Annotated in this window: 19 protein-coding genes, 2 tRNA genes and 1 pseudogene; 13 read left to right on the plus strand and 9 right to left on the minus strand. The window is 64.3% G+C overall.

What is annotated here, in order from left to right:
* Nucleotides 1-86: 86 nt before the first annotated feature.
* Nucleotides 87-959, minus strand: coding sequence for a LysR family transcriptional regulator (locus MQW79_RS10695; protein WP_476584471.1), 873 nt, complete (start codon nt 957-959; stop codon nt 87-89).
* Between the two features lie 107 nt (nt 960-1066).
* On the opposite strand from MQW79_RS10695, the gene MQW79_RS10700 reads away from it, so the two are divergent.
* Nucleotides 1067-1696 (plus strand): class I SAM-dependent methyltransferase, encoded by a 630-nt coding sequence (locus MQW79_RS10700; protein WP_476584472.1) that lies wholly within the window; start codon nt 1067-1069, stop codon nt 1694-1696.
* Nucleotides 1697-1833: 137 nt separating this feature from the next.
* Nucleotides 1834-3357, plus strand: a complete 1524-nt coding sequence (locus tag MQW79_RS10705) for a helicase HerA domain-containing protein (RefSeq protein ID WP_476584473.1) — start codon at nt 1834-1836, stop codon at nt 3355-3357.
* 155 nt (nt 3358-3512) lie between these two features.
* On the opposite strand, the gene MQW79_RS10710 is transcribed toward MQW79_RS10705, so the two are convergent.
* Complete coding sequence (locus MQW79_RS10710) at nt 3513-4379, minus strand: aldose 1-epimerase family protein (RefSeq protein ID WP_476584474.1); 867 nt, start codon at nt 4377-4379, stop codon at nt 3513-3515.
* 159 nt (nt 4380-4538) lie between these two features.
* Between MQW79_RS10710 and hrpB the strand changes: the two genes are divergently transcribed.
* Entirely contained in the window at nt 4539-6989 is a 2451-nt protein-coding gene (hrpB, locus tag MQW79_RS10715; RefSeq protein ID WP_476584475.1) for an ATP-dependent helicase HrpB, read from the plus strand.
* A 325-nt stretch (nt 6990-7314) separates the two neighbouring features.
* Here hrpB and msrB read toward each other — a convergent pair whose 3' ends face one another.
* Complete coding sequence (gene msrB, locus MQW79_RS10720; RefSeq protein ID WP_476584476.1) at nt 7315-7716, minus strand: peptide-methionine (R)-S-oxide reductase MsrB; 402 nt, start codon at nt 7714-7716, stop codon at nt 7315-7317.
* A gap of 158 nt (nt 7717-7874) precedes the next feature.
* Between msrB and MQW79_RS10725 the strand changes: the two genes are divergently transcribed.
* Nucleotides 7875-8501 (plus strand): pyridoxamine 5'-phosphate oxidase family protein, encoded by a 627-nt coding sequence (locus tag MQW79_RS10725; RefSeq protein ID WP_476584477.1) that lies wholly within the window; start codon nt 7875-7877, stop codon nt 8499-8501.
* A gap of 263 nt (nt 8502-8764) precedes the next feature.
* On the opposite strand, the gene MQW79_RS10730 is transcribed toward MQW79_RS10725, so the two are convergent.
* The 3 genes from MQW79_RS10730 to cpdR all read right to left on the minus strand — a co-directional run bounded on the left by MQW79_RS10730 (nt 8765) and on the right by cpdR (nt 9442).
* Nucleotides 8765-8839 (minus strand) — tRNA-Val (locus MQW79_RS10730).
* 40 nt (nt 8840-8879) lie between these two features.
* Nucleotides 8880-8954: transfer RNA gene (locus tag MQW79_RS10735), tRNA-Val, on the minus strand.
* Between the two features lie 128 nt (nt 8955-9082).
* Nucleotides 9083-9442, minus strand: a complete 360-nt coding sequence (gene cpdR / locus MQW79_RS10740; protein ID WP_046105558.1) for a cell cycle two-component system response regulator CpdR — start codon at nt 9440-9442, stop codon at nt 9083-9085.
* Between the two features lie 327 nt (nt 9443-9769).
* Between cpdR and MQW79_RS10745 the strand changes: the two genes are divergently transcribed.
* Together MQW79_RS10745 and MQW79_RS10750 are read left to right on the plus strand one after the other, a co-directional pair.
* Nucleotides 9770-10594: an N-formylglutamate amidohydrolase gene (locus tag MQW79_RS10745; protein WP_476584478.1), complete on the plus strand. Its 825-nt coding sequence runs from the start codon at nt 9770-9772 to the stop codon at nt 10592-10594.
* 315 nt (nt 10595-10909) lie between these two features.
* Nucleotides 10910-11704, plus strand: a complete 795-nt coding sequence (locus MQW79_RS10750; protein ID WP_476584479.1) for an inositol monophosphatase family protein — start codon at nt 10910-10912, stop codon at nt 11702-11704.
* Between the two features lie 7 nt (nt 11705-11711).
* Here the strand turns inward: MQW79_RS10750 and MQW79_RS10755 are convergent, their stop codons facing one another.
* Nucleotides 11712-12686, minus strand: coding sequence for an alpha/beta fold hydrolase (locus MQW79_RS10755; RefSeq protein WP_476584480.1), 975 nt, complete (start codon nt 12684-12686; stop codon nt 11712-11714).
* Between the two features lie 423 nt (nt 12687-13109).
* Here MQW79_RS10755 and MQW79_RS10760 point away from each other — a divergent pair, with 423 nt between their 5' ends.
* The 5 genes and pseudogenes from MQW79_RS10760 to hpt all read left to right on the plus strand — a co-directional run bounded on the left by MQW79_RS10760 (nt 13110) and on the right by hpt (nt 21895).
* On the plus strand, nt 13110-13568 hold the full coding sequence (locus MQW79_RS10760) for an Hsp20 family protein (protein ID WP_476584481.1): 459 nt from the start codon (nt 13110-13112) through the stop codon (nt 13566-13568).
* A gap of 283 nt (nt 13569-13851) precedes the next feature.
* Nucleotides 13852-14325, plus strand: coding sequence for a DNA starvation/stationary phase protection protein Dps (dps, locus tag MQW79_RS10765; RefSeq protein ID WP_476584482.1), 474 nt, complete (start codon nt 13852-13854; stop codon nt 14323-14325).
* 643 nt (nt 14326-14968) lie between these two features.
* Nucleotides 14969-19615 (plus strand): annotated as a pseudogene (gltB, locus tag MQW79_RS10770) (glutamate synthase large subunit); the annotation flags it as partial.
* Between the two features lie 117 nt (nt 19616-19732).
* Nucleotides 19733-21160 (plus strand): glutamate synthase subunit beta, encoded by a 1428-nt coding sequence (locus MQW79_RS10775; protein ID WP_476584483.1) that lies wholly within the window; start codon nt 19733-19735, stop codon nt 21158-21160.
* Nucleotides 21161-21358: 198 nt separating this feature from the next.
* Nucleotides 21359-21895, plus strand: coding sequence for a hypoxanthine phosphoribosyltransferase (gene hpt, locus MQW79_RS10780; RefSeq protein ID WP_476584484.1), 537 nt, complete (start codon nt 21359-21361; stop codon nt 21893-21895).
* A 258-nt stretch (nt 21896-22153) separates the two neighbouring features.
* Here the strand turns inward: hpt and MQW79_RS10785 are convergent, their stop codons facing one another.
* Together MQW79_RS10785 and MQW79_RS10790 are read right to left on the minus strand one after the other, a co-directional pair.
* Nucleotides 22154-23092 (minus strand): IS481 family transposase, encoded by a 939-nt coding sequence (locus MQW79_RS10785; protein WP_476584485.1) that lies wholly within the window; start codon nt 23090-23092, stop codon nt 22154-22156.
* A gap of 108 nt (nt 23093-23200) precedes the next feature.
* Entirely contained in the window at nt 23201-24751 is a 1551-nt protein-coding gene (locus tag MQW79_RS10790) for a UxaA family hydrolase (RefSeq protein WP_476584486.1), read from the minus strand.
* 120 nt (nt 24752-24871) lie between these two features.
* On the opposite strand from MQW79_RS10790, the gene MQW79_RS10795 reads away from it, so the two are divergent.
* Both MQW79_RS10795 and MQW79_RS10800 read left to right on the plus strand, forming a co-directional pair.
* Nucleotides 24872-25621, plus strand: a complete 750-nt coding sequence (locus tag MQW79_RS10795; protein ID WP_476584487.1) for a GntR family transcriptional regulator — start codon at nt 24872-24874, stop codon at nt 25619-25621.
* Between the two features lie 15 nt (nt 25622-25636).
* Nucleotides 25637-26071: an RbsD/FucU family protein gene (locus tag MQW79_RS10800; protein WP_476584488.1), complete on the plus strand. Its 435-nt coding sequence runs from the start codon at nt 25637-25639 to the stop codon at nt 26069-26071.
* Nucleotides 26072-26250 lie beyond the last annotated feature (179 nt).

The raw sequence follows: 26250 nt of genomic DNA on the forward strand, positions 1-26250 counted from the left end.
CACCACGCTCACGCCTCCTGCGCCTCCCTCCCCTTGAGGGGGAGGGACCGAGGGTGGGGTGACGGCGGCGGACAAGGTCAGGAAAACTACGAAAACATCTCCACCAGCATGTCAAACACCAGCCTGATCCGCCGGCTGGTATGCAATTCCCGATGCGTCACGATCCAGACCGGTACCGGGATCGCCTCGATCTCGGGGACGGCGACCACCACTTCCGGCGTCAGCGCCGCGACCGCCTCGACCATGCCGCCCAGCGCCAGCCCCCTGCGCACCCATTCCCAGCCGGTCATGCCGCTCTGGGTCATGAGACGAAAATTGTTCTCGCTCAGCGGCACGCCGCGCGCCCGGGCCGTGGCGATGAAATCGTCATTGCCGTTCAGGGCACCGACAAAATCGCCCCGCGCCAGGTCTTCGCCGGTCCTTGGATGACCCATCCGCGCCAGCAATTCAGGCGTACCATAGATAAAGGCCTGCGTGTCCTTGCAGCGCCGTGCGATCAGCCCGTCCTGTTCGGGCCGCACATGGCGGATGGCAATGTCGGCCTCGCGGCGCAACAGGTCGCTGATCGACCCGGTGGCCAGAACTTCCATAGAGATGGCCGGGGCCTCCCGCCGGACGCGCTCGAAGAGCGGCGGCAGCACATGGCCGGCATAGATGTCGGCGGCCGTGATCCGCACAACCCCTTCCACGGCCTGCGACTGCCCGGTCGCGGTCATCGCCACCCGCTCGGCCGCTTCCCCCATGACTCTGAGATGGCCCACCAATTGGCGACCCGCCTCGGTCAGCACCAGCCGCCGCCCCACCCGCTCGAATATGGCAACGCCCAGCGCCTCCTCCAGCGCCGCCACCTGTCGCCCCAATGTCGGCTGGGTCAGCCCCAGCCGCTTGGCGGCGGCCGACAGCGACCCGGTCTCGACCGTCGTCAGCAGCGCCCGCAATTGGTTCCAGTCCGGCAGCATCGGCGTCCCCCTTATGCGTTTAAGCATAATGAAACTGCCATTTTCTTCAATTTCGTTCTGGTCGCGCGCGGTTTATTCTCCCGGCAGATGGGAACGGAGATTTCGCCATGGCCGCAACAAGCGCCTTCTGGGACCGGCTGGCCGACAAATACGCGGCCCAGCCCATTGCCGACGAGGCAGCCTATCGCTCCAAACTGGCGCGCACCCAGGCCCATTTCACCCCTGACATGGACATTTTCGAGTTCGGCTGCGGCACCGGCGGCACCGCCATCACCCATGCGCCCCATGTCCGTTCCGTCCATGCCGTCGACTTTTCCACCGGTATGCTGGACAAGGCCCGCGCCAAGGCCCAGGCCGCCGGCGTCGACAATGTCAGCTTCGAACAGGGCGACATCAACACCATGGCCATTCCCGCGGGCCGCTACGACATGGTGCTCGGCCTCTCCATCCTGCATCTGATGAAGGATCGCGACGCCGTGGTCGCCCGCGTCTTCGACATCCTGAAGCCCGGAGGGCGCTTCGTTTCGAGCACGGCGTGCCTGGGGGACAAGATGAAGTGGATGGGCTTCCTCGCCCCCATCGGCAAGGCGTTGGGCAAGCTGCCGCAACTCAACATCATGAGCCACGAGGAACTGCGCCAGACCCTCACCCAGGCCGGCTTCGTCATCGAACAGGACTGGCAGCCCAATCCCGAGGCGGCGGTCTTCATCATTGCCAGGAAGCCACCCCTCTCTTGAGGGACCATCCACAGGCCCTTCACATTCGACGCTGCGGCTTTCCGAATCGGCGGTGCTCCGTGCTAACAGTCGGTTAGCAAATTGTAGCCGTGCGTCAGCCTTCCGCTGGAAACGGGCGCATCCAGCCGGAGAGACGAGTGCAGGTCGCCATCGACATGGGACAAAGCCGCAGTGACGGCGCCGCCCATATGGATCTCGAAGAACTGCTCGCAACCCGCTTGCTGGTGCAGGGCAATTCCGGGTCCGGCAAGTCGCACCTGCTGCGGCGCCTGCTCGAGCAGTCCGCCCCCTGGGTGCAGCAATGCGTGATTGATCCGGAGGGCGATTTCGTCACCCTGGCCGACAAGTTCGGCCATCTGGTCGTCGACGCCACCCGTACCGAAGCCGAGTTGACCCGTATCGCCGCCCGCGTCCGCCAGCATCGCGTCTCCGTCGTCCTCAATCTCGAAGGGCTCGACGTCGAGCAGCAGATGCGCGCCGCCGCCGCCTTCCTCGGCGGCATGTTCGATGCCGACCGCGACTACTGGTATCCCGTGCTCGTCGTGGTCGACGAAGCCCAGCTCTTCGCCCCCGCCGTCGCGGGCGAAGTATCTGACGAAGCGCGCAAATTATCGCTCGGCGCGATGACCAACCTGATGTGCCGCGGCCGCAAGCGCGGCCTTGCCGGTGTCATCGCCACCCAGCGCCTCGCCAAGCTCGCCAAGAATGTCGCGGCCGAGGCTTCCAACTTCCTGATGGGCCGGACATTTCTCGACATCGACATGGCCCGCGCCGCCGATCTCCTGGGCATGGACCGTCGCCAGGCCGAGCAGTTCCGCGATCTCGCGCGCGGCCATTTTGTCGCCCTCGGGCCGGCCATTTCGCGCCGCCCGCTGCCGGTCACCATCGGTCCGGTCGAAACCTCGGCCCGCTCCACCAGCCCCAAACTGACCCCGCTGCCCGAGGCCCCGGTGGATGCCGCCGACCTGATTTTCACCCAGGACCCCGAAGAGCTGGCCCGCCCCATCGTGCGCCGCCCGCCGCCGCCACCGCCGCCCTCGACCAATGAACTCCTGGCCCAGGTCGCCGAGGCCCGCGCCAGGGCCCGTGCCGAGGCGCCCGAGGCGCCGGTCTCGCTCTTCCCCGAAATCGATGCTGCCGAGCGCGACGCCATGATTTCTGCGGTCATGGAAGAGCTGATGAGCGATCCCGATGCCGGCTTCCGCACCACGGCGCAGCTATATCAGGATTTCCTTGTGCGCTGCCGCATTCGCCGCGTGCCCGGCGAGCCCCCCGCCCTGCCGGCCTTCAAGCGCATGCTCGCCGTTGCCCGCGTTGCGCCGGACGCGGAAACCGCCTCCTCCGATGGCTGGCAACAGGCCCTCTCGCTTTCCGAAACCCTCACCGACGACGTGCAGGGCGTGTTCCTGGTCATTGCGCAGGCCGCGCTCGTGGGTGGCCCCTGCCCCTCCGACGCCACCATTGCGCGTCTCTACGGCACCCATTCATCGAGCCGCGCCCGGCGGTTGCTCACCTGGTTCGAAGAACGCGGACTCATTGTGCTGCGCACCGATTTTCGCGGGGCACGTATCGCCGCCTTCCCCGATCTCGGCGTCGAAACCGCCCCCGGCGACCCCAATGGCCCGGATGCGCTGCAGGACGAACGCGGCGCGGCGGAGTAAGCCGCTGCAAATAGCCCCCACCCTTGATCCCTCCCCACAGGGGGGAGGGAGACGATGAACACCGGCGACTGAGGCTTGCGCCTCCCTCCCCTTGATGGGGAGGGACTGAGGGTGGGGTGACGTATGGTCCGCTGGTTTCCAGGCGGCGATCGGCCCTACCCCCGCAATTCCGCCTTGAACGAATACTGTGCGACCGCACCCGGTCCCAGCAGTTCCGAATAGGGTCGCTCGCTCAATTCATCCGAACCACCCACTTCGGCCGCCATGCCATGCCAGGGCTCGAGGCAGATGAACCCGGCCCCCGGCTTGGTCCAGAGCGCCAGATTGGGCAGGTTTTCCCAGGTGAAGTGCACGCTCGGGCCCTGGTCGGGACCATAGCGCAGGCCGGCACCGGCCCCTTCTGGAAAGATCATCGCATCCTCGACAAACAGGCCATGGTCGAGTGCGATCCGTCCCCCGACAAAGGGCGAGGCCTTCGCCTCCGGACTCACCAGTCCACCGGACAGGCGATGCATGGCCGGGGCGCCGCCCTCATCGAGCTCGACACTATGCGCCTGCCCTGCCACCCCGGGCAGCGGCCAGGCAAAGGCCGGATGAAAGCCGATGCCGAAGGGCATGACCCGCGTATCACGATTGGTCACCGTAGCTGTCACCACCACGGCCCGCCCCTCGACCCGATGCTCGACATCGAGCTGGAAGTCGAACGGATACATGGCCCGGCTCGCCTCCGAAGCGGCAAGGCGATAGACGCAGCGGTCGCTTTCCTCCACCACCAGCTCGAAATTGCTGCGCCGGGCAAAGCCGTGCTGGCTCATCTGGAAGCGCTCGCCGCCAATGCTGACACTGTCATTGGGCGCCTTGCCGACGATGGGAAAGAGGATGGGCGAGCGCCCGGTCCAATAGGCGGCGTCGCCATGCCAGAGCCAGTGCCGGCCATCCCGCGTCTGGATTGACTGCATTTCCGCGCCCAGTGCCGCAACATCGACAGTGATCTGGTCATTGGCGATACGGGTCAGTTGCATGCATTCCTCCAAGCGGACCTGCCGCATTTTGCGCGCACCGTAAACGCTTCCGTTTCGCGGGAGAACTCCCCAGTACGCCGGGCAGTGAACAAGCCCTAAAGCATAAGCGTGGGCAAGCCCCCCTTGCCCCCCATGCCCAACACGGCTATCGCCAGATCCATGCCCACGTCCCTGCCGCCCCTGCCCATCGATGCCGCCTTGCCCGCGCTTCTGGCGGCTCTGGAAACCGGCATGTCGGCCGTCCTCGTCGCCCAGCCCGGCGCCGGCAAGACGACGCGCGCACCCCTGGCACTGCTTGAGGCACAATGGCGTGGCGACAATCGCATCATCCTGCTCGAGCCGCGCCGCCTCGCCGCCCGCGCCGCCGCACGGCAGATGGCCAGGCTGCTCGGCGAAGAGGTCGGCCAGACCGTCGGCTATCGCGTGCGCATGGAAAGCAAGGTCTCCGCTCGTACCCGCATCGAGGTCGTCACCGAGGGCGTCTATACGCGCATGCTGCTCGACGATCCGGAACTGACGGGCATTGCCGCCGTCATTTTCGACGAATTCCATGAGCGCAGCCTCGACGCCGATCTCGGCCTCGCCCTCACGCTCGATGCCCGCGCCCTGCGCCCCGACCTCCGGCTGCTGGTCATGTCCGCCACCATCGATGGCGCCGCCGTCGCGGCCCTGCTCGACGACGCACCCGTCATCGACAGCCCCGGCCGCACTTTCCCGGTCGAAACTCTTCACGCCGAGCCCGATCCGCTGCAGCGCCTCGAAGACCAGGTCGCCGCGGCGACACTGAAAGCCCTGCGCGAGCACGAGGGCTCTGTCCTGGTCTTCCTGCCCGGCCAGGGCGAGATCATCCGCGTCGCCGAGCGGCTCGCCAGCCGCCTGCCCGAAAATACCGATCTCGCCCCGCTCTATGGCCAGCTCACGCCAGCCGAGCAGGATCGCGCCATCCAGCCCGCCCCCGCGGGCCGTCGCAAGGTCGTACTCGCCACCTCCATTGCCGAGACCTCGCTGACCATCGAAGGCGTGCGCATCGTCGTCGACAGCGGATTCCGCCGCGTCCCGGTCTATGAAGCCGCCACCGGCATGACCACGCTCGCCACCCGCCGTGTCTCACGCGCCGGGGCCGACCAGCGCCGCGGCCGCGCCGGCCGTACCGCGCCGGGCGTCTGCATTCGCCTCTGGAATGCGGGCCAGACCTCCGCCCTCGACGCCTTCGAAACACCGGAAATCCTGGCCGCTGACCTGTCGGGCCTGCTGCTCGATCTGGCGGCCTGGGGTGTCACCGATCCAAAATCCCTCAGCTTCCTCGATGCCCCGCCGGCCCCCGCCTGGAGCGAGGCCAGGGCCCTGCTCTCCCGCCTCGACGCCATCGACGCGACGGGCATGCTGACGCCGTCAGGCAAGGCCCTCGCAAAACTGCCACTGCATCCGCGCCTTGCCCATATGGTCGTTTCCGGCGCGGCAGATGGCGACGGCCGCACCGCCGCCGAACTGGCGGTGCTCATCGGCGAGCGGGGCCTTGGCGGCGATGACACCGACCTCGCCCGCCGCCTCGAACGCTTCGGCGCCGACCGCTCCCGCCGCGCCGAGGATGCCCGCGCCATGGCCAGTCGCTGGGCAAAACTGGCAGGCGGCGCCTCCACCGAGCCGCTTTCGCCGGGCCATCACCTTGCCCGCGCCTTTCCTGATCGTATCGCCCAACCCGCCGGACCGCGCGGCCGCTTCCGCCTCGCCAATGGCCGGCAGGCCCAGCTCGACGAGACCCATGCGCTGGCCGGCGCGCCGCTGCTCGTCGTCGCCGACCTCACCGGCAGCGCCACCCAGGGACGCATCCGCTCGGCCGCCGCGCTCGACCCGGCCGAACTCGAAAGCCTCTTCGCCGGTCACATCACCAGCCAGACCACGCTGAGCTTCGACACCGCCACCGGCTCCATCCGCGCGCGCCGCCAGCGCCGGCTCGATGCCCTACGACTTGCCGACGACACAGCGCCCATCACTGATTTCGAAGCGGCGGCAGGCCTTCTGGCCGAGGTAGCGCTGAAGCGGCCCGAAACCCTCAACTGGAGCAAGGACCAGAAGGCCATTCGCGCCCGCGCCACCTTCCTCCACCAGACGCTGGGCGGTGACTGGCCCGACCTCTCTGACGCAGCCCTCGCCGCCGATCCTGCCTGGCTCGTGCCCCACATCATTGGCGAAACCCGGCTCTCTGCTCTATCAGCCGGACACCTCGGCAATGCCCTCGATGCGCTCCTGCCCTGGGCGAAACGGCAGGAGATCGACAAACTCCTGCCCAGCCACTTCCACGCGCCCTCGGGCAGCCACCTGCCCATCGACTATGCGGCAGAGAATGGCCCGGCCCTCGAAATTCGCGTGCAGGAACTGTTCGGCCTCGACCGTCATCCGTCGGTGGCCAATGGAAGGTTGCCGCTGCTGCTGGTCCTTCTGTCCCCGGCGCACCGGCCCATCCAGACGACGCGCGACCTGCCCGGTTTCTGGCGGGGCTCCTGGAAGGATGTGCAGAAGGATTTGAAAGGCCGCTACCCTCGCCACCCCTGGCCCGACGACCCCATCGCCGCGCCTGCCACCAACAGGGCCAAGCCGCGCGGGACTTAGGGCAAGAGCGGAGCCTCCTATTCCTCTCCCCCTCGGGGAGAGGGTGGATCGGGCGAAGCCCGAGACGGGGGAGGGGGGAGTCTCCACTCTCGCTGAAGCCTTCCCCTCATCCGGCGCTACGCACCACCTTCTCCCCGAGGGGGGAAAGAAAAAAGCCCCGGACTTTCATCCAGGGCAACTGAACATGAGCGGGCACCAACTGGTCGAGATTTTGGTCCGCATGAAAAAGCCCGTTTTCGAGAACCGGACCGCAGCGCACTGAAGGACGTGAGGACCGGAAGCGGAGAAAACGGGCTTTTGCAGGCCGTGCCGGCCGGAAGATCGGCTAGTTGGGCACGAAATTCAGTGCCACGCCATTGATGCAATAGCGCAGTCCGGTCGGCGGTGGGCCGTCCGGAAACACATGGCCCAGATGCGACCCGCAGGTGGCGCAATGGACTTCCGTGCGCACCATGCCGTGGCTACGGTCAGTGGTGGTTTCCACCGAGCCCGGGATCGGGTCGTTGAAGCTGGGCCAGCCGGTGCCGCTTTCGAATTTCAGCGTCGAGGCAAAAAGTGGCGTATCGCAGCCGGCGCAGGAAAACGTACCCTGCCGCTCCTCATGCAGCAGCGCACAGGAGCCGGGCCGCTCGGTGCCATGCTGGCGCATGATGTAATATTGCTCGTCGGACAGTTTTGCGCGCCACTCGGCATCGGTGCGGGTCACGGGAAAGGCATGGCCGTCCATGGGCAGAACTCCTTCTGGTCTCGGGATTTTGGCGACAAGCCGCGCCCCACCGGGCGCTTAGGGCGAAAGTCGCATTCGATCCTTCATTCGGCTGACATATAGGCATAGTTACAGCAAAACACCCATTTTCGTTCCGTCACGCTTTCGCGCAAGGTTTCATGTCCGCCCGCCCGCATCAGATCACCTCCCTCGCTGAACTCGAAGCCCTCTACCTGCCGGCGCCTGTCGCCGCCTCGACCACCAAGGTCAGCCGGTCCATGACCCCACATTATCGGCAGCTGATCGAGGCCAGCCCCTTCGCCGCCCTCGCCACCGTCGGCCCGGAAGGCGTGGATTGCTCGCCGCGTGGCGACAGAGCGGGCTTCGTGCGCATCCATGACGACCGAACGCTGATGATGCCCGACCGGCGCGGCAATAACCGCATCGACAGCCTCCGCAACATCGTGCGCGATCCGCGCTGCGCCTTCCTGTTCCTGATCCCCGGTTCGGGCACCACGATGCGCGTCAATGGCCGCGCCCATCTTTCCGTCGACCCGGCCCTGCTCGAAAGCTTCGCCGTCGAGGACAAGGCCCCGCGCTCGGTCATCGTGCTCGCGATCGATGAACTTTATTTCCAGTGCGCCCGGGCGATTCTCCGCTCCGAACTCTGGAACCCCGAAAAGCATGTCGATCCCGCCACGCTTCCCACCCCCGGCCAGATCCTGGCCGCCATGACCGAAAACCAGGTCGGCGGCGAAAGCTACGACAAAGCCTGGCCTGAGCGGGCAAAGGCAACGATGTGGTAATTTTGCCCTAAACGCTTTCTGGGCACCATTTGCCGCGAACGGCGCTCGGGGCGCGGCTGCGATGTCACGCTAGGCACCACCTGCGCAGCGGGTGCTTCAAGTCAGAACAGGCAGTTCTGGGCACCATCTGCCCTGAGCGGCCCTCAGGACGTGGCGAAAATCGCGGAACGCGAGAACCGGAGCGCAGCGTGCATGAGCACGTGAGCACCGGAAGCGCAGTGTTTTGGGATTTGCAGCCCGTCATCAGGGCCGGGCGGGGTAGATGGTGGGAGTAACAAGGATTGAACTTGTGACCCTTCGCGTGTGAAGCGAATGCTCTCCCGCTGAGCTATACTCCCAATCGCCTGGTCGTCAGGACCCGAGCGAACCGGAAAGAGATGGTGGGCGTAACAAGGATCGAACTTGTGACCCCTACGATGTCAACGTAGTGCTCTCCCGCTGAGCTATACGCCCATCTCTCCGGGCCGGACTGGCATTGCCGTTCCGGTGGCGCGGATAGACCATAAAACCCCCTGAGGGGTCAAGAGCCTTTCCGCAAGCTGTGAATTCTCGCGCGCACAGGCCCGCGGGCCTGTGGAAAATCAGGCCGCCAGCAGGCGCTCGACCTCGTTGACCAGGTCCTTGAGGTGGAACGGCTTGGAGAGCACCGACGCATCCTTGGGCGCGTCGCTGTCGGGGTTGAGCGCCACGGCGGCAAAGCCGGTGATGAACATGACCTTGAGGTCGGGATCGAGTTCGGTGGCGCGGCGCGCCAGCTCGATCCCGTCCATTTCGGGCATGACGATATCAGAAAGCAGCAACGAGAAGGGTTCCTCGCGCAGCCGTTCATAGGCGGAAAGCCCGTTGTCGAAGGACACGACTTCATAGCCGGCGTTCTTGAGCGCGCGCGTCAGGAACTGGCGCATGTCGTTGTCGTCTTCGGCGAGCAGGATTCGCTTCATCTCATAGCCCCTTGGCCGTTTACGCGAGTGAGTCGGTGTGGGCCGATGTTTATGCCACCTTGGCGCTGAAGCAACACCCTCACGGACGTCTCGTGCGGGTTTTTCGCGCTGTTCGCAACTCTGCGACCAAACTGGACAATTTTCCTGCGCCGCGCGAGACTGTTGCACCGGTTCGGACTGCTTCGCATGCCGCATCGATGCCCTTGAGGAACAAAACATCGCGGCGCACGTTCAAGCGCCGAATTGGGGGGAAACTGCGTGCGGTCCGATTATTGGGATCAACCGGCATTCGAGACCATAAGACCACGGCGCCCGGTGGCGCCCGTCGTGTTCAATTCGCCCCATTCCGGCCGCGTCTATCCCGAGCGTTTCCTGGCCATGGCCCGGCTCGATCATCTCTCGATCCGCCAGTCCGAAGACGCCTTTGTCGACGAGCTCTATGCCCGCGCGCCCCATCTCGGCGCCCCGTTGCTGCGCGCCCATTTTCCGCGCGCCTATCTCGACGTGAACCGGGAGCCGTGGGAACTCGACCCCACCATGTTCATCGAGCCGCTTTCGGACCGGTTCAACACCACCTCGCCCCGCGTCGCGGCCGGCCTGGGGACGCTGGCGCGGGTCGTGGCCGAGAACAAGCCCATCTATCGCGAGCGCCTGACACTGGACGATGCACGCATGCGCATCGAGGGAATCTACCACCCCTATCACGCGGCGCTGCAGAAACTCCTGTCGGAATCTGTAGCCATCTTTGGCCTTGCCGTGCTGATCGACTGCCACTCCATGCCGCGCCTCGGCCGCCACGGCGAAAGGGCGACGCCCGACATCGTCCTGGGCGATCGCTATGGCACCACCTGCGCCGGCCCACTGGTCGATCTGGTCGAAACCGTCTTCACCTCGGCCGGCCTCAAGGTGGCGCGCAACCGCCCCTATGCCGGCGGCTTCTGCACCAGGGCCTATGGCCGTCCACAGCACGGCGTGCATGCCCTGCAGATCGAAATCAGCCGCCACCTCTACATGAATGAGGTGACGCTGGAAAAGCATGCCGGATTTGACGCCATCAAGGCCCTGATGGAACGGCTGATCCTCACCCTGATCGGCCTCGACCTGGTCGCCCTTGCCGGCACCGCGCCGCCCGAACAGGCCGCCGCGGAATGATCGCGCAATAAAAAGGGGCCGCCCCCAAAGACGGCCCCAGTCAAGGGAGGAACGATGTTCACCGGACGTGGCGGCCTAGGCCAGCAGTCCGGTAACGCACCATGCCCTTCCGGGATGACTGCATTCGTGCCCGCCGACAAGCCAGATCAGCGTGATCCACAGCAGATCAAACCGGCCTTGTTGCAAAAATGAATCAGAAAAGAGACAGCATCGCCCTGTCATTTTGCTCGACTATACGGCTTCAATTTTTCGTGTTCTTCGCCTATCCAGCGAGAATTCAACGCCTTGCCCAGCCTTCCCCGGAAAAACCCCCTCATGAGCACATCCGAGATTGATTTTGGCCGCATCGAAGCCACCCTGCGCGCTGCTGGCAAGGCCGCGTCCGAACGCACCCTGCCGCTGTTCCGCACGCCGCTCAACGTCGACAACAAGCTCGAGGGCGGCTTCGACCCGGTGACCGAGGCCGACAAGGGAGCCGAGACCGCCATCCGCGCCGTCATTGCCGAGGCCTTTCCCGATCACGCCATTATCGGGGAGGAATGGGGCATGACCGGCACGGGCCGCTATAGCTGGATCATCGATCCGGTCGATGGCACCCGCGCCTTCATTTCCGGCGCCCCGGTCTGGGGAACGCTGATCGGCTTTGCCGTCGATGGCGTGGCGGTGGCGGGACTGATGAGCCAGCCCTTCATCGGCGAGGAATTCCTTGCCGTGCCGGGTCGCTCGACCTATCGTCGCGGCGACATCGTCCAGGCCAATCGCAGCAGCGGCCAGACCGACCTGTCGGCGGCCCGGGTCTTCACCACCACGCCCAATCTGTTCAAGCGCGAATACTGGAGCAAGTGGCTGGCCGTGGAAGGCGCGACGCGCCTGCAACGCTTCGGCATGGACTGCTACGGCTATGCCCTGCTCGCCGCCGGCCAGGCCGACCTCGTAATCGAGCCCTATCTCAATACCTATGACATCGCCGCCCTGGTGCCGATCATCCGCGAAGCGGGCGGCGCCATTGCCTGCTGGGACGGGTCCGAACCGTCGGGCGGCGGCAATGTCGTTGCCGCCGCGACGCCGCACTTGCTGGAGCAGGCGCTCGATCTCGTCAACGCCTCCTGAGGCCGGGCTAGCTGCTTTGCTGGGTAATGAAGGCGTCGAACGCCGCCAGCACCTGGCCGCGAACGGGGTCGGTTTCCATGAACATTTCATGCCGCGCCCCGGCCACCACCACATGCCGCCCGGTGCGCAGCCTGAGACCCAGCCGCTCGATATCGGGCGTCGAGACAATCTGGTCGCGCGCCGCCGCCAGGATCAGCAAGGGTATGCGGATCTCGCCCGGAAAGCGCTCCTCGCGTGTCGACAGCATGGCCCGCATGGCGGCGGCCAGCCAGCGGAAGCTGGGTGAGCCGATATAGAGCCAGTCATCGGCGCGCACCGTATCGACCATGCGCTTGTAGCGCAGGAGGTCCGAAGTCAGCGGATTGTTGGGGAACATGCTTTCGTCCGGCCGCCGATCTTCCCTGCGCTTGAGGGGCAGTCGTCCGAGACCAAGGAAACTGGCCGTCTCGGCGATCACGGCGGTGCGCCCCAGCGTCTCTTCCATCCCATGCAGCCCCACCATGGGGGCGCTGAGAAACACCCGGTCGAACATCATGCGGTCGAGCGTCGCGGCCAGGAGGCTCACCATGCCGCCCATGGAATGGCCGACCAGGTAGAAGGGGCCGGGACAGTCGGGCAGCAGCACCTCGGCGTGGAAACTTCTCAGGTCCGTCCAGTAGTCCTCGAAGCGATCGACATAGCCCACCGTCCGGTCCCCGATCAGCCGGTCCGATCCGCCCTGGCCGCGCCAGTCGAAGGTCGCCACGGCAAAGCCGCGCCGGCGGAAATCGGCCACGGTCTCGAAATACTTCTCGATATATTCGGTGCGCCCCTGCACGAGACAGACCGTGCCCCGCTGTGGCCCTTCCGAGCGCAGCCAGCGCGCATAGCGCAGTCGCACCTTGTCCGAGGTGGTGAAATAACCCACCCGCGCCCCTTCGGGCACCGGATTGGAGGGAATGGAGACCAGTTTGGGTCCATTGGGATCGATCTGGGCGGTCAAGTCCTGGCCTCGCACAAGCACCGGCCCCTGAAAAGGACCGGCGAACAGCTTCGCCCAGACCATAAGCGGGCGCGGCCAGAAAAGAAAAGCCAGCAACCGGATTTGGTCGCTGGCTTTTCTGTCTGTGCGGCTCCATGCGGGGGGCGGGTTGACGGAGCCGTCAGGGGCGTGACCTTCGAACCGGAGCTTCCGGCCGCGTCCACGTGTCATGTCTAGCCTTTCCCGCCTGAACCGGGATGGAGCGTCCCGTTCATATTGCGTTCATCCACCGCCACCTCTTGAACCGGACCCGCGCCCACCTACATCAGCATTGTCCGCCGGAAAGCCGGGGACAACCGGCCCTGCGCCACCGCGTTCGCCATTTCAGGGAACGCCTCGCAGCACCGGTCGACACCAACCACGTTGCTCATTGGAGAATGTGAAATGCAGACCATCGATTTTTCCCCCTTCTATCGCTCCACGGTCGGCTTTGACCGGCTGTTCAATCGTCTCGACACGCTGGGCGCCCAGGAAACCAAGACCTACCCGCCCTACAATATCGAGCGCACCGGCGACGATGCCTATCGCATCACCATTGCCGTTGCGGGTTTCGCCAATGGCGACATTGCCATCGAAACCAAGGAAAACAACCTTGTGGTCAAGGGCGCCAAGCCCGCCGACGGCGGCAACAGCAAGCGTGAATTCCTCCATCGCGGCATTGCCGAGCGCGCCTTCGAGCTGCGCTTCCAGCTGGCCGACTATGTCGAGGTCCAGGGCGCGACCCTCGAAAACGGTCTCCTGCACCTGGAACTGAAGCGCGAGCTGCCCGAAAGCAAGAAGCCCCGCACCATCTCCATCAATGGCGGCACCCAGCCCACCATCGAAGACAAGTCGGTTAACTAGCTCCGAGCCGTCCCGAAGGGCTAGACGCGCCAGTGGCGCGTCTAGAGTCGAGAAGGCCACGAAAGCTACGCTTGAGTGGCGGTGGCGCTTTGCGCAAAATCGCTCCAGTGGAGCGATTTCAGATGGCTAGGCCATGAGAGCTACGCTCGAATGGCCCGGACTATACGGAGGCGCGGTCCAGCCGACCGCGCCTTTTTCATGCTATCCCGGAACAAGTCCTGTTGCCGCCAGTTGAACCGGCACGGCCCCGGCCACACGTTCAACCAGCATCAGGATTCCTCCGATGAAACTCCCCGCCATTGATCTCAAGGCCAATGCCAAGTCCGCCGTGATCGACGTTCTCAACGCCCGGCTCGCCGACAGCATCGATCTGGCCCTCATGACCAAGCAGGCGCACTGGAACCTCAAGGGTCCCAATTTCATCGCCGTGCACGAAATGCTCGACCCCATGCGTGCCAGCATTGATGGCCATGTCGACGTCATTGCCGAGCGCATCGCCCAGCTTGACGGCACGCCGCTGGGCACCAGCCAGGTCGTCGCCAAGGCTTCCGGGCTTTCGCCCTATCCCACCGATATCAAGAAGGTGCCCGATCACCTTGCCGCCTTGGCCGAGCGCTTCGGCAAGCTCGCCAATCAGGTGCGCGAGGATATCGATACCACTGACGAAGCGGGCGACGCCGATAGCGCCGACATCCTCACGGCCTTCTCACGCGATCTCGACAAGGACCTCTGGTTCATCAAATCGCATCTCGAATAGGACTTTTTCTCGTAATGGTCCGGTCCCGGGCGTCCCAGAGGGGCGCCCGATGCATTCCCGGCCCGGCTTTCCTACACTTTCCTATCGCTTTTCCCGCCATTTCCTATTTTTTGTGTCGGAATGGCGGCAAAATCGCTTGCCCCTAGTTTTGAATTATGCAAATGTGAAGCGGTTAGGGCAGTACAGCTGTCCTATCTGACGCGTCGCCCCGCTCTCCGCGGTCAGCGCGCACGCTGGTCCGGCTGGACCGCTAGTCGATAGCGGAAACGGACAGGCGGAGCTAACATAGGTCGAGAGTGCCTGAGAAGGACATCGACCCCAGCTCGAATTATGAGCGGCCATTTGGATGCAGTGCCGCTCCCCACGCATGGACGTGAAGTTGCTCATTCGAGCCGTACTGTGTAGTACGACCCGGCTGAGCACTGCGCCCGAAGAGGACCATATGCATCCGCCCGGCCGGCCCCCCGGCAACCAAGGATGCGCAAGACGAACCATTGAGCCCCGATTGCGGGCGTAAACAGAACGAGGTTGAGCCATGGCACACGTACGGACCGGAATTCCCGCCCAGACGGATAACGCCAATCGCAAAACCCTGATTCTGGATGGCAAGCGCGTCATCGCAGATGATCGCGCCAGCGTTGACGGCCGCCCCGCGGCCCAGGGCCTCTATGATCCCGCGCATGAGCACGATGCCTGCGGCATCGGCATGATTGCCAACATCAAGAATAAGCCCAGCCATGAAGTGGTCGAAAAGGGTCTCGAAATCCTCGAGAACCTCGAACATCGTGGTGCCGTAGGCGCCGACCCGCTGATGGGCGATGGCGCCGGCATCCTGGTTCAGACCCCCCATGCCTTCTTCGCCAAGGTGCTGCCCTTCGCGCTGCCCGAAAAGCACGCTTACGCCGTGGCGATGATCTTTTACCCCAACATCGTGGCCCTGCGGGACCGCTGCGCGGCCGTGGTGCGCCGCTGCCTCGAACAGGAAGGCCTCGAACTCCTGGGCGAGCGCATTGTCCCCACCGACAATTCCAAGCTCTCCGAAGGCGTCATCGCCACCCAGCCGATCATCGAGCAGATGGTCATTGCCCGCCCCGATGGCCTCACGCTCGACCAGTTCGAGCGCAAGCTCCTGATCGTGCGCAAGGTCATTTCCAACACCGTCTACAAGGACGTGCCCGAGAGCGACAGCGACAACGGCTTCTATGTCGTCTCCATGTCGGCGCGCACGCTGGTCTATAAGGGCATGTTCCTGGCCTATCAGCTGGGCGCCTTCTACCCGGACCTCAGCGACGAACACTTCGAAAGCGCCATTGCCCTCGTGCACCAGCGCTTCTCGACCAACACTTTCCCGTCCTGGAAGCTGGCCCATCCCTATCGCATGACCACCCACAATGGTGAGATCAACACCATCCGTGGCAACGTCAACTGGATGGCCGCCCGCCAGGCCTCGGTCTCCTCGCCCAAGTTCGGCGACGACATCACCAAGATCTGGCCGATCTCCTATGAGGGTCAGTCCGATACCGCCTGCTTCGACAACGCGCTCGAATTCCTCGTGCGCGGCGGTTATTCGCTGCCCCATGCGGCGATGATGCTGATCCCCGAAGCCTGGGCCGGCAATCCGCTGATGGATGAAGAGCGCCGCGCCTTCTACGAATATCACGCCGCCCTCATGGAGCCATGGGACGGTCCGGCCGCCATGTCGCTGTCTGACGGCCGCTATGTCGTGGCCACGCTCGACCGCAACGGCCTGCGCCCCGCCCGTTACCTCGTGACGCGCGAAGGCCACGTCGTGCTCGCCTCGGAGTCTGGCGTTCTCGACATCCCCGACGAAGACATCGTCGAACGCTGGCGCCTGCAGCCGGGCCGTATGCTGCTCATCGATCTCGAAGAGGGTCGCATCATTTCCGACGAGGAAGTGAAGAAGGCGCTCGCCACCAGGAACCCCTATGCCGAATGGCTGGCCCGCAGCCAGATCGTGCTCGAAGACCTGCCGGCCACCGAGCCCAAGGCACCGACGACCTCGGAGTCGCTGCTCGACCGCATGCAGGCCTTCGGCTATACCCAGGAAGACATCAAGCTCCTGATGGCGCCCATGGCCACGACCGGCCAGGAAGCCGTGGGCTCGATGGGCACGGACACGCCGATCTCGGCGCTCTCGAACAAGTCCAAGCTCCTCTACACCTATTTCAAGCAGAACTTCGCGCAGGTCACCAACCCGCCCATCGACCCGATCCGCGAGGAATCGGTCATGTCGCTGGTCTCGTTCATCGGCCCGCGCCCCAACATTCTCGATCTTGAAGGCTCGTCGCGCGAAAAGCGCCTCGAAGTGCGCCAGCCCATTCTCACCAACGAGGATCTCGAAAAGATCCGCGCCATCGGTGACATGGCCGACAACCAGTTCAAGACCAAGACGCTCGACATTACCTTCTCCGCCGACCGAGGCGCAGCGGGCATGGAATCGGCCATTCAGGCCATCTGCGAAAAGGCCGAAGCCGCCATTGCCGGCGAATACAACATCATCATCCTCTCCGACCGCCTGGTCGCGGCTGACCGCATCGCCATTCCGGCGCTGCTGGCGACGGCTGCCGTCCATCACCACCTGATCCGCAAGGGCCTGCGCACCTCCTCGGGTCTCGTTGTGGAAACCGGCGAAGCCCGCGAAATGCACCATTTCGCCATGCTGGCCGGCTATGGCGCCGAGGCGATCAACCCATACCTCGCCTTCGAGGCTCTGGCCGCGCTCCACGCCGAAGGCGAATATCCGCCCGAAGTCTCGGCCGACGAAGTGGTCTACCGCTATATCAAGTCCGTCGGTAAGGGCCTCCTCAAGGTCATGTCCAAGATGGGCATTTCGACCTACCAGTCCTATTGCGGCGCCCAGATTTTCGACGCCATCGGCCTCAACACCGATTTCGTGAAGAAGTATTTCTTCGGCACCGCCACCTCCATCGAGGGCGTCGGCCTGGCCGAAGTCGCCGAGGAAACCGTCCGTCGTCACGCCGATGCCTTTGGTGACGACGCCGTTCTGCGCAAGGCGCTCGATGTCGGTGGCGAATATGCCTATCGCATCCGCGGCGAAAAGCATGCCTGGTCACCCGATGTGGTGGCCGACCTGCAGCACGCCGTGCGCACCGCCGAGGAAAGCCCGGAAACCGCGCAGGAACGCTATGACAGCTATGCTGCCCGCGTGAACTCGGGCGAAAACGGCTATCTCGCCATCCGGCACCTCTTCGACATCAAGCCGATCGGCGCCCCCGTGGCCATCGAGGACGTCGAAAGCGCGGCCGAGATCGTCCGTCGTTTCGTGACCGGTGCCATGAGCTTCGGCTCGATCAGCCGCGAAGCGCACACGACCCTGGCCATTGCCATGAACCGGATCGGCGGCAAGTCGAACACCGGCGAAGGCGGCGAGGAGCCCGATCGCTACAAGCCCCTGGCCGATGGCTCGCAGAACCCGCTCCGGAGCGCCATCAAGCAGGTCGCCTCCGGTCGCTTCGGCGTCACCACCGAATACCTGGTCAATTCCGACCAGATCCAGATCAAGGTCGCGCAGGGTGCCAAGCCCGGCGAAGGCGGACAGCTGCCCGGCCACAAGGTCGACTGGATCGTCGCCAAGACCCGTCACTCGACGCCCGGCGTGGGCCTGATTTCGCCCCCGCCGCACCACGACATCTATTCGATCGAAGATCTCGCCCAGCTCATTTACGATCTCAAGAACGTCAATGAAGCGGCCGATATCTCGGTCAAGCTGGTGTCCGAAGTTGGCGTCGGCACGGTCGCGGCCGGCGTCGCCAAGGCGCGCGCCGATCACATCACCATTTCCGGCTATGACGGTGGCACCGGCGCTTCGCCGCTGACCTCGCTCAAGCATGCCGGCGGGCCCTGGGAAATCGGCCTGGCCGAAACCCACCAGACCCTCGTGCTCAACCGCCTGCGCAGCCGCGTCCGTCTCCAGGTCGATGGCGGTCTCAAGACCGGTCGCGACGTCCTCATCGGCGCCCTGCTCGGCGCCGACGAATTCGGCTTCTCGACCGCACCGCTGATCGCGGCCGGCTGCATCATGATGCGCAAGTGCCATCTCAACACCTGCCCTGTTGGCGTCGCCACCCAGGACCCTGTGCTGCGCAAGCGCTTCAAGGGCACGCCCGAGCATGTCATCAACTACTTCTTCTTCGTCGCCGAAGAGCTGCGGGCCCTGCTTGCCCAGATGGGTGCAACCACTCTCAACGAGCTGATCGGCCGCTCCGACCTGCTCGACCAGCGCCGCGCCGAAGACCACTGGAAGAGCGAAGGCATCGATCTCTCCAGGATCTTCCACAAGCCCGAGCCGCTCGGTGGCGACACGCTGTTCCACTCGGAAACCCAGAACCATCATCTGGAAGCCGTGCTCGACCGCAAGCTGGTCGAACTGGCAGCCCCGGCGCTCGAAGAGGGCAAGGCCGTGCAGATCGACCTGCCCATCCGCAGCCGCGACCGCTCGGCCGGCGCAATGCTCTCCGGCGCCCTGGCGAAGAAGTATGGCCATGCGGGCCTGCCCGAGGACACGATCTCGATCACCTTGCGCGGCACGGCCGGCCAGGCTTTTGGCGCCTTCCTCGCCAAGGGCATTTCCATCGACATGATCGGCGACGCCAATGACTATGTCGGCAAGGGTCTTTCGGGTGGCCGCATCGTCGTGCGTCCCTCCGACAAGATTTCCATTGTCCCCGAGAACTCGATCATTGTCGGCAATACCGTTCTCTATGGCGCCACATCAGGCGAGCTCTATGCCCGCGGCGTTGCCGGCGAACGCTTCGCAGTGCGCAATTCCGGCGCCATCGCGGTTGTCGAGGGTACGGGCGATCATGGCTGCGAATACATGACCGGGGGCCTGGTCGTCGTCATCGGCAAGACCGGCCGCAACTTTGCTGCCGGCATGTCGGGCGGCGTCGCCTATGTGCTGGACGAAGACGAGACCTTCCGGTCGCGCTGCAACCTCGCCATGGTCGATCTCGAGCCTGTGCAGGAGGAAGAAGACCTCATGCGCAAGCTCCACCATCACGGTGGCGACCTCGAATGGCATGGCCGTGTCGACATTTCCGGCGACATGACCAAGCATGACGACGAGCGCCTGCACCAGCTCATCTCGAACCACCTGCACTATACCGGTTCGACCAAGGCCAAGCAGATCCTCGAACACTGGGCCGAGATGCGACCCAAATTCGTCAAGGTCATGCCGCTCGAATATCGCCGCGCCATCCAGGAAATGGAAAAGAAGCGCGGCTCAGGCGCACACGTGCCGGCCGAGTAGCGGCTCCTTCTTCACCTCCCCCTTTTCCAGGGGGGAGGCCGGGAGAGGGTGGGGCATGCGCTTCACTCTCTCAGTTGAGATCAACTCCGCGCATTGCGCGACTTAGGGGAGACAAGCATGGGCAAGGTTACCGGCTTTCTCGAAATCGACCGCGAAGAGCCCCGCTACGAGCCGGCCTCCGATCGCATCCGCCATTTCGGCGAGTTCACCATTCCGCTGCGCGAGGCGCAGGTAGTGGATCAGGCCGCGCGCTGCATGGATTGCGGCATCCCGTTCTGTCACGGCGATACCGGCTGCCCGGTGCACAACCAGATCCCGGACTGGAATGACCTCGTCTACAATGGCGATTGGGAAGAGGCTGCGCGCAACCTCCATTCCACCAACAATTTCCCAGAATTCACCGGCCGCATCTGCCCCGCCCCCTGCGAGGAAGCCTGTACGCTGAACCTCGAGGACGTGCCGGTCGCCATCAAGACCGTCGAACAGGCCATTGCCGACCGCGCCATCAAGTCCGGCTGGGTCAAGCCGCAGGTCCCATCAGTCAAGACCGGCAAGCGCGTCGCCGTGGTCGGCTCCGGCCCGGCCGGCCTCGCCGCCGCCCAGCAGCTCGCCCGTGCCGGCCATGACGTCCATGTCTATGAGCGCGAGCCCAAGGCGGGCGGCCTCATGCGCTATGGCATCCCTGATTTCAAGATGGAAAAGGACCATATCGACTTCCGCGTCACCCAGATGGAAGCCGAAGGCGTCACCTTCCACTATGGCGTCAATGTCGGCGTCACCACGCCCCTCTCCGACCTGCAGCGCGCCCATGATGCAGTGCTGCTGGCTGGCGGCGCCGAAAAGCCGCGCGATGTCGATGTCGAAGGCAAGCAGTATGCCGGCGTCCACTTCGCCATGCCCTTCCTCGTGCAGCAGAACCGCCGTGTCGGCGGCGAGGATGTGTCGAACGAATTCCAGCTCTCGGCCGCCGGCAAGCATGTCGTGGTCGTGGGTGGTGGCGACACCGCCTCCGACTGCGTCGGCACCTCTTTCCGTCAGGGCGCCATTGCCGTTACCCAGCTCGACGTGCGTCCCATGCCGCCCGAGCTGGAGAACAAGCTGACCAACTGGCCCAACTGGGCCGTCAAGATGCGCACCTCGTCCAGCCAGGCCGAAGGCGCCATTCGCGAATTTTCCGCCGGCACGATGAAGATCATCGCGGATGCCAAGGGTCACGTCACCGGCGTCGAATGCGCCCGCGTCGACCGCAAGCGCCAGCCCATTCCGGGCACCGAATTCGTCATCAAGGCCGATCTGGTCCTGCTCGCCATCGGCTTTGCCGGTCCGGTCCAGGATGGCATGCTGACCGAGCTGGGCGCCCAGTATGACAAGCGCGGCAATCTCTTCGCCGACACGATGAGCTACAAGACCACGGTCGACAAGGTCTATGCCGCCGGCGACATGCGCCGCGGCCAGTCCCTCGTCGTCTGGGCCATCCGCGAAGGCCGGCAGGCCGCAAGGTCCATCGATTTCGACCTGATGGGCAAGACGGATCTGCCGAGGTGAGCAGCGGGTTGGCACTCGCCTCACCTCAGCCACGATGTCACCCCGGCGAAGGCCGGGGCCCATTCTGAGATCTCAAGATGGATCCCGGCCTTCGCCGGGATGACACCTGGTGTGTTGCGGCCTGCGGTGAGTTTTCAGTCGCTACCGCTGGCCTTGGCGGTCTGCTAGCATTTCCGTCTCCGTGACCCGGATTTTCCCATGCCCCAAGCCCCCTATGTCGTCGACCAGCTCATCTCCGCCAAGGCCATCGCCGCCCGCGTCGAAGCGCTGGCCGCCGAGATCACCGAGACGTTCAAGGACACCGACAAGCTCGTCGTCGTCGGCCTGCTCCGCGGCTCCTTCATCTTCATCGCCGACCTCGTGCGCGAGATCGACCTGCCGGTCGAAGTCGACTTCCTCGAAGCCTCCTCATATGGCGACGGGATGGAATCCTCACGCGAAGTACGCATCCTCAAGGACCTGCGCGGCGAGATCCATGGCCGCGACGTGCTTGTAGTCGAAGACATCATCGACACCGGCCATACGCTCAAACACGTGCTCGAAATCCTCGAGACCCGCCACCCCCGCCGCATGGAAGTCTGCGCCCTCTTGAACAAGCCCAGCCGCCGCGAAGCCGAAGTCCCGGCCCGCTGGATCGGCTTTGACATCCCCGACGAATTCGTCGTCGGCTATGGCATCGACTACGCCCAGCGCAACCGCAACCTGCCGCACATTGGGAAGGTAAGATTTACCTGACACAGGTCTCTCGGCTCCATCACCTCCCTCCCCTCGAGGGGGAGGGTAGCAAAGCTTGGCCGTCAGGCCATAGCGACGCTGGGTGGGGTGACGTCTGAGCGCGATGCCTGTGGCTCCACCCCACCCTCAATCCCTCCCCCTCAAGGGGAGGGAGGCGCAGGAACCGAGCCGCCCGCGCTCTGCCCGAAGCCGGGTGGTGGCGATGGGGAAGAGATCGAGGCAAACACGATCGGTCCCTCCCCCTTCTTCAGGGGGAGGTTAGGTGTCGTTTCCAAGTAGGTTGTTCAGTCTTTGGAACGGAGTTTTTCCGCCGATGGCGGAGTGAGGTCTGTTCAGATTGTAGTCGTCGGTCCAAGGGCCGATGGCCTGTTTGCGATGTTCTGAGGTCTCGTATGGCTGTGCATAGGCCCACTCCCTCAGAGAAGTCTGGATGAAGCGCTCGGCCTTGCCATTGGTTTGGGGACGGTAGGGTCGGGTGCGGATATGGCGGATGCCGGCAGCCTGGATGGCGTTGGCAAAGAGCTTTGAGCTATAGGCCGAGCCATTGTCGGTCATGATGCGCTCGACGGTCACGCCGAGCCGCTCGAACCAGCGCACAGCCCGGTTGAGAAAGGCGGTGGCGTCCTCCTTGCCCAGGCTGGGCAGCACCTCGGTATAGGCCAGCCGGCTCGCATCATCGATTGCCACATGCAGATGTTCCCAGCCAATGCCTCGCCCCCTGTTGTGCTCGATCCGCGCGCCCGTGATGCGGTGCCCCGTGCGTTTGAAGCGTCCCAGGGTCTTGATATCAATATGCACCAACTCGCCGGGACGCTCGCGTTCGTAGCGGACGGCCACTGGCTTGGGGTCCAGCCGGTCCAGGCGGTTCAGTCCAAGCCGACGCAGAACCAGCCCCACCGTTGAGCGGGCCAGCCCCAGGGCCTGGGCGATCATTGGACCGGTTTGACGCTGGTGGCGCAGCTGTGCGATCGCGGCAACATGCTCCTGAGCCAGGCGATGCGGACAATAACGGGGAGCCGAGCTGCGGTCACGCAACTGCCGGTCGCCAGAACGATACCGCGCCAGCCAGCGATGCGCCGTTCGAGACGACACACCGGCGGCCTCGGCGGCACGTTTGGCTGGCCAGCCTGCTTGCATACGGTTGACCAAAAGCACTCGACCTGAGGGCGTCAGGCGCGCATTCTTGTGCACGTTCATTCGGGGAGCTCCGAGACAGATGGATTGGTTTCGCAACCCCAGCTTCTCAGTCCTTCTCCGAATGAACAACCTTCATAGCTTCGACACCTAGGTGGGGCTACCCACCCCTCACATCACCGCCCCGACCTGCCACGGCACAAACTCATTATCCCCATAGCCCAGCGCTTCCGACTTGGTCTCCTCGCCCGACGCCACTTTGAGCATCAGGTCAAAAATCTCCCGCCCCTTGGCCTCGATGCTCACGCCCTCGACGATGTCACCGCAATTGATGTCCATGTCCTCGGTCATGCGGGCATACATGTCCGAGTTCGTCGCCAGCTTGATGGACGGCACCGGCTTGCAGCCATAGGCCGAGCCGCGACCGGTGGTGAAGGCGAGAATGTTGGCGCCACCCGCCACCTGGCCCGTTGCCGAAACCGGATCGAAGCCCGGCGTGTCCATGAACACAAAGCCCTTTTCGGTGACCTTTTCGGCATATTCATAGACCGCCGTCAGCGGCGTCGTGCCGCCCTTGGCCGCCGCGCCCAGCGATTTTTCCAGAATGGTGGTGAGACCGCCGAGCTTGTTGCCGGGCGAAGGATTGTTGTTCATCTCGCCACCATTGCGCCCCGTATAGTCTTCCCACCACTTGATCCGCGCAATGAGCTTTTCGCCCACGTCACGGTTGACGGCGCGACGGGTGAGCAGGTGCTCGGCACCGTAAATTTCTGGCGTTTCCGAGAGGATGGCCGTGCCGCCATTCTGCACCAGGATGTCCGCCGCAACGCCGAGGGCCGGATTGGCGGTAATGCCCGAATAGCCGTCCGAGCCGCCGCATTGCAGCGCCAGCGTCAGGTGGCTGGCATCCACGGTCTCGCGTCGCGCCTTGGCCGCGATGGGCAGCATGTCCTTGATCTTCTCCACGCCCCAGTCGATCATTTTCCGCGTCCCGCCGATCTCCTGGATCGTCATGGTCTGGAACGTGTCGGTTTCCTTGAGGTTATAGGCTTCCTTCATCTTGTCGATCTGGAAGGCCTCGCAACCAAGGCCCACCAGCAGGGCCGCGCCCAGGTTGGGATTGGACGTATAGCCCCACTGCGTGCGCCGGAAGATCTGGTAGCCCTCGCCCGAGAGGTCCATGGCGCAGCCCGTGCCATGCACGAACGGAATGACGCCATCGATCTCGGGATAGTCGTCGAGCACGCCGGACTTGTTGATGGCTTCCGCCATGAACTTGGCGACCGTCGCCGAACAGTTCACCGAGGTGAGAATGCCCACATAATTGCGCGTGCCCACATCGCCATTGGGCCGCACATAGCCTTCGAAGGTTGCACGCTGGCTCGCGGCCAGCATCTCGACCGGCACTGCGCCCTCGGCAAAGGCATAATCATGGGTCAGCGAACCATCCGCGCCGCCCATGCCGCAATTGTGCTCATGGATCCAGTCACCGGCGGGAATCCCCTCCTTGGCAAAGCCGATGATCTGGCCGAATTTCATCACCGCTTCACCGGCGGCAATGGGGCGCGTGGCAAATTTGTGACCCCGCGGCACGCGGCGGACAATGGTCACGCCCTGCGCCGTTTCGGTGCCAACCTCGAGATTGGCCAGCGCCACGCCGATATTGTCGGCGGCATTGAGCACGAGCGTCTTGCCCTGCGGCTGGATGACATGTTCGTTCATGAATTTGGGCCTTTGGAGAAATCTCAAGCGCTTTACGTCGCCGGCTTTTCTCGCCAGATTGCCGCCGCAAACGGGAGGACCGGCATTGTCATTCAACGCCACACTAACTAACATGTTAGCATGAAAACGGAAGCCAGTCCCTATGAATTTCTTGGGTCCTCGGGCGATTTCTCGCGCGGCACGGTCACGGTCGACGTCACCAATGCGCTGCGCCATGGCATCGTTACGCTGGCTTTGCCGCCCGGAACCGCCCTCGACAAATCCGCCATCTGCGCTCAATTGGGCGTCTCCCGCTTCCCGGTCAGCGAAGCGCTGGCGCGCCTTGCCGATGAGGGCCTTGTCGACATTGCCCCGCAGCGCGGCTCCACCGTCTCGCTGGTCAGAATTGCCGACGTGCGCGAATACATGCTGATCCGCAAGGGCCTTGAAAGCGAGGCTCTGCGCGTGCTGATCGGCAAAAGCGATGCCGAGGTGATCGACGCGCTCCATGCCAATATGGCGGCCCAGCGCGAGGCCGCCTCTCGCGATGATGCGGAAGCCTTCCACCAGATCGACGTCGACTTCCACGACATCATCTTCCGCTCCATGCGGCTGACCAAGGTCAAGGCGATCATCGACAAGGCCCGTGCCAATCTCGACCGCGCCCGGCGCCTCATCATCACCCCGCGCCGCCTCGCCGATACCATTGCCGAGCATCAGGCCATTTTCGACGGCATCCTGGCGCAGGATCAGGCCCAGGCCGCCCGCGCCATCCGCGCCCATATCGACGCCGTGATGATCGAGCTCTTCGCCTTTGCCGGGGAGCATCCCTCGCTCTTCGCCGACGGAAAAGAATTCACTGCCGAAGACAATGACTTCCCCTTCGGCTGACCCAAGAGACAAGAAATGCTGAAAAACATTCCGCCGCTGCTCGGCCCCGAACTGCTCTCAACGCTGCGCGCCATGGGCCATGGCGACGAGATCGTCATTGCCGATGCCAACTTTCCGGCCGAGTTCCTGGGACCACTGGTGATCCGCGCCGATGGCATTTCGGCCACTGATATCGTGGACGCGATCCTCACCGTCATGCCGCTCGATGATTTTGTCGACGAGGCCGCCATCAGCATGGCCGTGGTCGGCGACCCCAGTGCCGAGCCGCCGATCTTTGGTGAGTTCAAGGCTTTGCTGGCCCGCCACGAGCCCGGCCAGGGCTTTTCCACCATCGAGCGCTTCGCCTTCTACGACCGTGCCCGCAAGGCCGCCGCCGTCGTGCAGACCGGCGAGGCGCGCCTTTATGGCAATATCATCCTCAAGAAAGGCGTGATCCGCCCCAGGGGCTGACGCTTTGCCGCAAACCGGCCTCGACAAGCTAACATGTTAGCCTTAGAGAGGCCCCGGAAACTTTGACAAACACCGCCCCCACACCTCCCCCTTGAAGGGGGAGGTAGCGCAGCTAGGCCGAAGGCCTTAGCGAAGCTAGGTGGGGGTGACGACGGGCTCAATGCTCGCGTTCATCCCAC

Source organism: Devosia sp. Micro-HW1 (assembly GCF_056341075.1).

What these genes read in the sequence shown, in the direction of transcription:
- hpt (WP_476584484.1), top strand. Translation starts at nt 21,359, where the DNA reads ATGCCCCAAGCCCCCTATGTCGTCGACCAGCTCATCTCCGCCAAGGCC.
- MQW79_RS10700 (WP_476584472.1), top strand. Translation starts at nt 1,067, where the DNA reads ATGGCCGCAACAAGCGCCTTCTGGGACCGGCTGGCCGACAAATACGCG.
- MQW79_RS10795 (WP_476584487.1), top strand. Translation starts at nt 24,872, where the DNA reads ATGAAAACGGAAGCCAGTCCCTATGAATTTCTTGGGTCCTCGGGCGAT.
- MQW79_RS10695 (WP_476584471.1), bottom strand. Translation starts at nt 959, where the DNA reads ATGCTGCCGGACTGGAACCAATTGCGGGCGCTGCTGACGACGGTCGAG.
- MQW79_RS10710 (WP_476584474.1), bottom strand. Translation starts at nt 4,379, where the DNA reads ATGCAACTGACCCGTATCGCCAATGACCAGATCACTGTCGATGTTGCG.
- MQW79_RS10800 (WP_476584488.1), top strand. Translation starts at nt 25,637, where the DNA reads ATGCTGAAAAACATTCCGCCGCTGCTCGGCCCCGAACTGCTCTCAACG.
- MQW79_RS10785 (WP_476584485.1), bottom strand. Translation starts at nt 23,092, where the DNA reads ATGAACGTGCACAAGAATGCGCGCCTGACGCCCTCAGGTCGAGTGCTT.
- MQW79_RS10775 (WP_476584483.1), top strand. Translation starts at nt 19,733, where the DNA reads ATGGGCAAGGTTACCGGCTTTCTCGAAATCGACCGCGAAGAGCCCCGC.
- dps (WP_476584482.1), top strand. Translation starts at nt 13,852, where the DNA reads ATGAAACTCCCCGCCATTGATCTCAAGGCCAATGCCAAGTCCGCCGTG.
- hrpB (WP_476584475.1), top strand. Translation starts at nt 4,539, where the DNA reads ATGCCCACGTCCCTGCCGCCCCTGCCCATCGATGCCGCCTTGCCCGCG.
- MQW79_RS10760 (WP_476584481.1), top strand. Translation starts at nt 13,110, where the DNA reads ATGCAGACCATCGATTTTTCCCCCTTCTATCGCTCCACGGTCGGCTTT.
- msrB (WP_476584476.1), bottom strand. Translation starts at nt 7,716, where the DNA reads ATGGACGGCCATGCCTTTCCCGTGACCCGCACCGATGCCGAGTGGCGC.
- MQW79_RS10790 (WP_476584486.1), bottom strand. Translation starts at nt 24,751, where the DNA reads ATGAACGAACATGTCATCCAGCCGCAGGGCAAGACGCTCGTGCTCAAT.
- MQW79_RS10750 (WP_476584479.1), top strand. Translation starts at nt 10,910, where the DNA reads ATGAGCACATCCGAGATTGATTTTGGCCGCATCGAAGCCACCCTGCGC.
- cpdR (WP_046105558.1), bottom strand. Translation starts at nt 9,442, where the DNA reads ATGAAGCGAATCCTGCTCGCCGAAGACGACAACGACATGCGCCAGTTC.
- MQW79_RS10725 (WP_476584477.1), top strand. Translation starts at nt 7,875, where the DNA reads ATGTCCGCCCGCCCGCATCAGATCACCTCCCTCGCTGAACTCGAAGCC.